We start from the raw sequence: 8,097 nt of genomic DNA, 5'->3' as shown, positions 1-8,097 counted from the left end.
CTTCTCTACCAGCGAACGCAAGTGCATCATCGGATCGGTCATCGTGATTCCTTCCGTCAGGTTTGAGCTTCACAACCCAAACCTACCCGAAAATCACGGTGACCACCTCAGCCTTCAGCTACACCACGTCCTGGGACACGATCTAACAAGCCTGAGCCGCTTAGGGGCGGCCACTTTCGGGATCAGGGTTCGATGTCCCGAACGGCTGAAATGAAGCGCTTCGCAGCCGATGTATTGTTGTTCGCTTGACCGCTCCGAATGTCGGCTTTCCTCAGCTTATGACCCCGAAGCTGAATTTCGCATATGTCCCAGAGGCGAGCTTTCGGACTTGCAACTGCGGGACCTCCGCTGTCGTCGGACTAATCGGGTTCAGGCAGGGAGCAGTAGTAGTGGGCACGACTTCCACCTCCGCGCATACTTGGGGGGACGGCTGAATTCTGCGGCGCACTGGTTTTGAAGCGGCGCGCGAGCGGCAATGACACACGAACACCCAGTAGATCGCAAGCCGCAGGGGCTTGCCAACCGATCTCATTCGGGCGAGAATCCAATTGATGCGTAAGGATATTGATCATCTCCCAGCAGTTCAGCGGGCGGAGCTCGAGAGGGCAAAACAGATCCTGATGGCCGAATTCGAGGTTGCGATTTCGCGGGCAACGCAGCCTTGGAAGAAGAATGGCCGGATCCTTAAGATCATTCTTTTCGGGAGCTATGCCCGAAGTGACTGGATAGATCGGCCGCTCAATGGCTACCAGTCCGACTTCGACTTGCTGATCATCGTGAGCCACCCCAAGCTGACAGATATCGCCGAATATTGGCACGTTGCGGACGACAAGATCGCTAGAGATCCGGCGATCGAGCGCCAAGTCAATTTCATTGTCCACACGATGGACGACGTAAATCAGAGCCTCAACCGCGGCGAATATTTCTGGGTGGACATCGCTCGGGATGGCATCGCACTGTACGAACTTCCTGGCAGTATGTTTGTCTCACCAAAGCCCCTTACACCTACAGATGCCTACGAAATGGCCGCTGCCTACTTTGAAAGTTGGAGCAAGAAGGTCAGTAGCGGCCTCAAGCTAGCGGCATATGCGCTTGCGGAAGGGGAGCTGAATGACGCTGCCTTTTTGCTTCACCAGGCGACAGAACGAGCCTACATTTGCTATCTTCTTGTTCGCACCCACTATTTTCCACGGTCGCATAACATCAAGTTCTTGCGATCGTTCGCGGAGTCCAAAGAACCGCGCCTGATAGAGGCTTGGCCACGTGAAGCGAAGATTGATCGTCGGCGCTTTGAGTCGCTCAAGCGAGCCTACGTCGAGGCCAGGTACTCCACGAGCTACGAGATCAGCATCGAAGATCTTGAGGCGATTACGGAGCGTGTTCACGCTCTTCGGGAACTTACCGACATCGTTTGCCAAGAACGACTCGCACAGCTGCGCGAAAAGGCACGTCGCGATATAGGCGGAAATTCCCGCGGCGCGTGACCCGCAATATCCTGCAATATCCAATAAACGCCAATTAGCGCCGTTTAGTTTTTTCTAACCATCGCGGATTCTTCTTCCGCCCGGATCGCAACGGTCGACTGGGCTGGAGAAGCCCTGTGACGCATACCAAACTTCTTGTCGGCCAGATCCTTGTCGTCTTCGCGATCATGTTCGCGGGTCTCTGGATTTCGACCCAGTGGGCGGCCGCGATGCTGGCCTACCAGCCTGAGCTTGGCGCGGCATCGTTCGAGCTGTTTGGAGTGCCCTGCTACCGACCCTGGGCGCTGTTCGGTTGGTGGTACCACTTCGACGCATATGCGCCTCAAGTCTTCGACAAGGCGGGGATGCTTGCCGGCGCCAGCGGCTTTCTCGGCTGCGGGTCAGCCGTAGCCGGATCACTTTGGCGGGCCCGCCAGAAGGGCAGGGTCACCACCTATGGGTCCGCACGTTGGGCCAGTCACAGCGAAGTTGTCCGCGCCGGCCTGCTCGGAGACGCCGGCCTTATGCTCGGCAAACTCGGCCGCGAATATCTGCGCCATAACGGCCCCGAACATGTGCTGGCCTTCGCGCCGACCCGATCCGGCAAGGGCGTGGGTCTAGTGGTGCCGACCTTGCTCACCTGGACGGGTTCCGCCGTCATCCATGACATCAAGGGCGAAAATTGGACGCTTACCGCCGGATGGCGCGCGCAGTTCTCGCACTGCCTGCTGTTCAATCCCACCGACGCAGCATCGGCCCACTACAACCCGCTGCTCGAGGTACGCCGTGGCGCCAACGAGGTGCGCGATGTCCAGAACATCGCCGATATTCTCGTCGATCCTGAGGGCGCGCTCGAACGGCGCAACCACTGGGAGAAAACCAGCCATTCGCTGCTGGTTGGTGCGATCCTCCACATCCTCTATGCCGAAGAACAGAAGACGCTTGCCCGCGTCGCAACGCTCCTCTCGGATCCCCAGCGCTCATTCGCCGCCACGTTGCGCGCCATGCTCACAACCAACCACCTCGGTGATGCGGAGGCGCCGCGCGTTCACCCGGTGGTCGCATCCGCCGCGCGCGAACTCCTCAACAAGAGCGAGAACGAACGATCGGGCGTGCTTTCGACGGCCATGTCATTCCTCGGCCTCTATCGTGATCCGACGATCGCGGAGGTGACCTCGCGCTGCGACTGGCGGATTGCTGATCTGGTTGACGCTGAGCAGCCATGTTCGCTCTATCTGGTCATTCCCCCATCGGATATCAGCCGCACCAAGCCGCTGGTCCGGCTAGTCTTGAACCAGATCGGGCGTCGCCTGACTGAGCAGCTCGACGGGCTCGGCGGGGCAGGTCGCAAGCACCAGCTGCTCATGATGCTCGACGAATTCCCCGCGCTCGGCCGCCTGGACTTCTTCGAAACCAGCCTCGCATTCATGGCTGGCTACGGGATTCGGGCGTTCCTCATCGCCCAGAGCCTTAACCAGATTGAGAAGGCCTACGGCGAGAACAACTCGATCCTCGATAACTGCCATGTCCGCGTCGCCTTTGCGGCGAACGATGAGCGGACCGCCAAGCGTATCTCTGATGCCCTGGGTACTGCCACCGAGCAGCGCGCCATGCGCAACTTTGCCGGACACCGGCTCGCGCCCTGGCTCGCACACGTCATGGTCAGCCGCCAGGAGACCGCACGCCAGCTTCTGACACCCGGCGAGGTCATGCAGCTTTCGCCGGATGAGGAGCTGGTCCTCTTGTCCGGTATGGCACCAGTGCGCGCCCGCAAGCTGCGCTACTTCCGAGACCGGAACTTCGCCGAGCGACGGCTTCCTGCGCCCACCGTTGCCAGCGGCATCTATGCCGATCGCCCGGCGGCGCGCCCCGATGATTGGCAGGGCATCGCACAGCCGCAAGACGCCAGGCTGGCCGCGCTGATGGCTCAGGCCGAAGCGGAAGACGACAGCGGACCGCAACAGCAGCGCACGCCCGGGCAGGGCGGCGGCCCGCCGATCGCGCGGGATGAGGCCGACGTCACGGAGCCCCAGCTTGCCAACGATGATGACGGCAACTTGGTCGCCGATAAGCGAGCGATGGAACAGGCGCAGGCTCTGACGCCGGTCGCGCGCGGCTTCGCCTTCGATGAGAGCCAGCACACTCGCGACCTCGGATTGTGAGAGAGCCCATGAAAGTACGCCAGAACCTCTATCTCGACCGGGACGTGACCGTGGCGCTCGATCGCCTGGCCGCGGGTACGCGTGGCAACAAGAGCCGCCTCGTAAACGACGCGCTGAGGGCATGGATCGCGCGGCAGGGCTCGAACGAGATCGACGATCTTCTGCGCCTGCGCTTCGACCGCCTCTCGCGGGAGATCGCGGGAAGCCGGCGCGATATCGATGTCGTTCTCGAAAGCCTCGCTCTCTTCATTCGCTACCAGCTATCGGTGACAGCGCCCCTGCCTGAAGCGGACGCGGCTGCCCGCGCGGTCGGTCGCGAACGTTTCGAAGCCTTCGTGGCCCAGGTCGGCCGCCAGATAGCCACCGGTAAGCGGACGCTGCCCGAGCGGAAGTTGGGAGAGGGCGCATGACCGACACCCCCGATGTCATCTCGGCCGAGCGCCGCCGCGCTATGCTGCGGACGGCTATGGGGCCGGCCATTCGTGCCGCTCTCGAGGATCCCCGCATCATCGAGATCATGGTCAACCCGGACGGGGCCCTGCGCGTCGACGTGCTCGGGGAAGGGCGGGTCGATACCGACATCCGCTTCGAACCTGCCCAGGTCGAACGCATCGTTCGCCTCGTCGCTTCGCATATCCGTGCCGAAGTCCACGCAGATGCCCCGATAGTCTCGGCTGAACTCCCCGCCCACGGAGCGAGCGCCGGCGAACGCTTCGAAGGGCTGCTGCCTCCAGTCGCGATGGCCCCATGCTTCTCGATCCGTAAGCCCGCTGCCCGAGTCCACACGCTCGCCGATTACGTGCGCGACGGGATCATGACGCTGGAGCAGGCGGGCTTCCTCTCGCGCGCCGTTATCGAGCGAGCAAACATCCTGGTTGCCGGCGGCACCAGCTCAGGCAAGACCACGCTCGCCAATGCGTTGCTCGCAGAGATGGCCAGCTTCGATGAGCGGGTGATCCTCATCGAGGATACCCGCGAACTCCAGTCACCCGTTGCCGATACAGTCGCGCTTCGCACCCGGGCTGGCAAGGTGTCGATGAGCGACCTCGTTCGCTCGACGCTGCGCCTTCGGCCCGATCGGATCATCGTTGGCGAAGTGCGCGGGCCCGAAGCGCTCGACATGCTCAAAGCCTGGAACACCGGGCACCCCGGCGGGATCGCCACCGTCCACGCCAACAATGCGCGGGCCGCGCTCTATCGGATCGACGGGCTGGTGCAGGAGGTGGTCACCACCGTGCCGCGCCGGCTGATCGCCGAGGCCATCGACATGGTCGTCTTCATCGCCGGGCGCGGAGCGGGCCGACGGATCGAGACGATCGCCCGCGTCGCCGGGCTGGATGAGCGGGGCGAGTACCGCGTCATCGACGCTTTTCGAACTCCCAACGCTCCGAACGAGCCTCAACCTGAAGGAGAATGCTAATGCGTAGCATCAAACTCACGGCCAACTTCGCGCGGCGCGATCTGAGCGGTCTCGTCATTTTCGCAGTCGCTTCGGCCCTGGCGTCGCCGGTTCTTGCCAGCGGATCCGGCATGCCCTGGGAAGACCCGCTCGAGAAAGTCCTGGAATCGGTCCAGGGACCGGTGGCCAAGATCGTGGCGGTGCTGATCATCATCACCACCGGCCTCGCACTGGCGTTCGGGGAGACCGCCGGCGGCTTTCGAAAGCTGATCCAGATCGTTTTCGGTCTTTCGATCGCCTTTGCCGCCTCGTCCTTCTTCCTCTCGTTCTTCAGCTTCGGCGGAGGAGCACTCCTCTCGTGAGCCGCATCGAAGGCTTCGAGACACCGATCCACGCCAGCCTCGTCCAGCCCATCCTGATGGGCGGGGCTCCGCGCGGGATCGCGATCATCAACGGGACGCTCGCCGCCGCGCTCGGCCTTGGCCTCCAGCAATGGCCGGTCGGGATCGCGCTCTGGGCGATCGGGCACAGCCTCGCGGTCTTCGCCGCCCGGCACGACCCCGAATTCGCGAACGTCCTCATCCGCCACCTCCGGCAAAAAGGATACCTGGCATGCTGAACCTTGCCGAATATCGCTCCCGCTTCGACCGGCTTGCCGATCATTTGCCCTGGGCCGCGCTGGTCGCACCCGGTGTGGTGCTCAACAAGGACGGCAGCTTCCAGCGCAGCTTCGCCTTTCGCGGCCCCGACCTCGAAAGCTCCACCGAAGCGGAACTTGTCGGTGCATGTGCCCGCGCCAACAATGTCCTGCGCCGGCTTGGGTCGGGCTGGGCGATATTCTTCGAGGCCCATCGCCGCGAGATTTCAAGCTATCCGCAAAGCCAGTTTCCCGATGCGGCATCCTGGCTGATCGACGAGGAACGGCGCGCCGCCTTTGAATCTCACGGGCATCACTTCGAAAGCGTGTTCACCGGTACGCTCCTGTGGCTGCCGCCCGCGGATTCGAGCGATGCGGCCGGCCGCTCGCTGATCGAGCGGCCGGAGCCCGAAAGCAGCGAGTCTGGAGGGCGCGATTGGCGCTCCGCGCTTGCCGGGTTCATCGCCGAGACCGACCGTGTCCTCGATCTCTTAGCCGGCTTCATGCCCGAAGTTCACGGGCTGTCGAGCGCCGAGACCCTCTCCTACCTCCACGACACGGTTTCGGACCGGCCCGTCCATCTCGCCGTTCCAGAGACGCCGGTCTACCTTGACTCCATTCTGGCCGACACACCGTTCATCGGCGGACTGGAGCCGACACTGGGACGCCATCACGTCCGCACGCTCACCTTGCCGGGCTTTCCCAATGTGAGCCGACCCGGCCTGCTCGATGCGCTCAATCATCAAGGCTTCGGCTATCGCTGGATGACTCGCTTCATCTCGATGGACCGGGCGGACGCCACCAAGGTGCTGACCAAACTGCGGCGCCAGTGGTTCAACAAGCGCAAGTCAATCACCGCGCTGCTGCGCGAGGTTATGTACAATCAGCCGACGCAGCTGGTCGACAGCGACGCCGACAACAAGGTGGTCGATGCCGATACCGCGCTGCAGGCGCTTGGCGGCGATCACGTCTCGTTCGGCTACCTCACCGCGACCATCACCGTTGCTGACGAAGACCGCGCCCGCGTCGAGGAAAAGGTCCGCGCGATCGAACGCGTGGTCAATGGGCTTGGTTTCACCTGCATCCGCGAAGGCGTGAACGCGGTCGAAGCCTGGCTCTCCTCATTGCCGGGGCAGGTCTACGCCAATGTGCGGCAGCCGCTGGTCCATTCGCTGAACCTCGCGCACCTGATGCCGCTTTCCGCGGTCTGGGCCGGACAGGAGGGCAACACGCATCTTGCCGGGCCGCCGCTGTTCCATGCCCAAACGCAGGGTTCGACCCCGTTCCGGTTCTCCACGCACGTTGGCGACGTCGGACACATGCTGGTCGTCGGCCCGACCGGCGCCGGTAAGTCGGTGCTGCTCTCGCTGATCGCCTGTCAGTTCCGCCGCTATCCCGGATCACGGGTCATTGTCTTCGACATGGGGCTTTCGGCACGCGCAGCCGTGCTGGCCATGGGCGGCACCCATAACGCCTTGGGTCACGGCACCGATGCGCTGGATGGTCTGAGCTTCCAGCCGCTCAAGGACATCGACGATCCGGTCGAGCGCAGTTGGGCCGCCGACTGGATCCTCGATCTGCTGACCCACGAATTGCTCGTCACCTCTCCGGAAATGCGTGACCATGTCTGGTCGGCGCTCACCAGCCTCGCCGGCGCTCCGGAAAGCGAGCGGACGCTCACCGGGCTCTCCTTGCTGCTCCAGTCGAACGAGCTGCGCATGGCGCTGGCGCCATATACGCTCGAGGGCACGTTTGGCGGACTGCTGGATGCAGCCGAGGAGCGCCTCGCGGACGCCGACGTCCAGTGCTTCGAAACCGAGGCGCTGATGGGACGAAAAGGACTGGTCGCCCCGGTGCTGACCTATCTGTTCCACCGCATTGAGCAGCGCTTCGATGGGCGTCCGACGCTGCTGGTGCTCGATGAGGCCTGGAGTCTGCTCGACGATCCGATCTTCGCTGCCCGCATCCGTGAGTGGCTAAAGACGCTGCGAAAGAAGAACGTCTCCGTCCTGTTTGCGACGCAGAGCCTCGCCGACGTGGCGCAGAGCTTGATTGCACCGGCGATCATCGAGAGCTGCCCGCAGCGGATATTCCTGCCCAACGACCGGGCGATCGAGCCGCAGTCTCGTCAAGCGTATGACGCCTTTGGGCTCAACGATCGGCAGATCGAGATCATCGCCCGGGCCACGCCCAAGCATCACTACTACCTTCAGTCGGCGCGCGGAAACCGCCTGTTCGAGCTGGGGCTGGGACCCGTTGCGCTGGCGCTCTGTGGCTCCTCCGGCCCGGCCGCGCAGCAGAGGATCGACCGCATCATCGCCGAACACGGCGTCAAGAACTTCCTGTCCCATTTTCTCGCCGGATCGGACGCCGCGTGGGCGTCTGACCTTGCCGCCTCGTTTCGGGCGCCCGCCACCATCTGACCCAGCTTCAGCA

At 63.2% G+C, this 8,097-nt stretch carries 7 protein-coding genes; all 7 read left to right on the top strand.

Annotated features, from left to right (window positions below; genetic code table 11):
* Nucleotides 1–551 precede the first annotated feature (551 nt).
* The 7 genes from AB4Z00_RS24615 to trbE all read left to right on the top strand — a co-directional run bounded on the left by AB4Z00_RS24615 (nt 552) and on the right by trbE (nt 8,084).
* On the top strand, nt 552–1,484 hold the full coding sequence (locus tag AB4Z00_RS24615; protein ID WP_442047614.1) for a HEPN domain-containing protein: 933 nt from the start codon (nt 552–554) through the stop codon (nt 1,482–1,484).
* A 116-nt stretch (nt 1,485–1,600) separates the two neighbouring features.
* Nucleotides 1,601–3,625 (top strand): conjugal transfer protein TraG, encoded by a 2,025-nt coding sequence (locus tag AB4Z00_RS24610; protein ID WP_442047613.1) that lies wholly within the window; start codon nt 1,601–1,603, stop codon nt 3,623–3,625.
* Between the two features lie 8 nt (nt 3,626–3,633).
* Complete coding sequence (locus tag AB4Z00_RS24605; protein ID WP_086493278.1) at nt 3,634–4,035, top strand: CopG family transcriptional regulator; 402 nt, start codon at nt 3,634–3,636, stop codon at nt 4,033–4,035.
* Nucleotides 4,032–5,045 (top strand): P-type conjugative transfer ATPase TrbB, encoded by a 1,014-nt coding sequence (gene trbB / locus AB4Z00_RS24600; protein ID WP_086493277.1) that lies wholly within the window; start codon nt 4,032–4,034, stop codon nt 5,043–5,045. Before AB4Z00_RS24605 ends, trbB begins: the two co-directional genes overlap by 4 nt.
* Nucleotides 5,045–5,386 carry a TrbC/VirB2 family protein gene (locus tag AB4Z00_RS24595; RefSeq protein WP_442047612.1) on the top strand — a complete coding sequence of 114 codons (342 nt, stop codon included), beginning with the start codon at nt 5,045–5,047 and terminating at the stop codon, nt 5,384–5,386. Before trbB ends, AB4Z00_RS24595 begins: the two co-directional genes overlap by 1 nt.
* On the top strand, nt 5,383–5,643 hold the full coding sequence (locus tag AB4Z00_RS24590) for a VirB3 family type IV secretion system protein (RefSeq protein WP_442047611.1): 261 nt from the start codon (nt 5,383–5,385) through the stop codon (nt 5,641–5,643). The genes AB4Z00_RS24595 and AB4Z00_RS24590 overlap by 4 nt, the downstream gene beginning before the upstream one ends.
* Nucleotides 5,637–8,084 (top strand): conjugal transfer protein TrbE, encoded by a 2,448-nt coding sequence (trbE, locus tag AB4Z00_RS24585; RefSeq protein WP_442047610.1) that lies wholly within the window; start codon nt 5,637–5,639, stop codon nt 8,082–8,084. The genes AB4Z00_RS24590 and trbE overlap by 7 nt, the downstream gene beginning before the upstream one ends.
* Nucleotides 8,085–8,097 lie beyond the last annotated feature (13 nt).

The organism is Novosphingobium sp. YAF33 (genome assembly GCF_052113265.1).
Taxonomy (GTDB): domain Bacteria; phylum Pseudomonadota; class Alphaproteobacteria; order Sphingomonadales; family Sphingomonadaceae; genus Novosphingobium.
This window is presented reverse-complemented; position numbering and strand designations above follow the sequence as displayed.

What these genes read in the sequence shown, in the direction of transcription:
- trbE (WP_442047610.1), top strand. Translation starts at nt 5,637, where the DNA reads ATGCTGAACCTTGCCGAATATCGCTCCCGCTTCGACCGGCTTGCCGAT.
- AB4Z00_RS24615 (WP_442047614.1), top strand. Translation starts at nt 552, where the DNA reads ATGCGTAAGGATATTGATCATCTCCCAGCAGTTCAGCGGGCGGAGCTC.
- AB4Z00_RS24605 (WP_086493278.1), top strand. Translation starts at nt 3,634, where the DNA reads ATGAAAGTACGCCAGAACCTCTATCTCGACCGGGACGTGACCGTGGCG.
- AB4Z00_RS24595 (WP_442047612.1), top strand. Translation starts at nt 5,045, where the DNA reads ATGCGTAGCATCAAACTCACGGCCAACTTCGCGCGGCGCGATCTGAGC.
- trbB (WP_086493277.1), top strand. Translation starts at nt 4,032, where the DNA reads ATGACCGACACCCCCGATGTCATCTCGGCCGAGCGCCGCCGCGCTATG.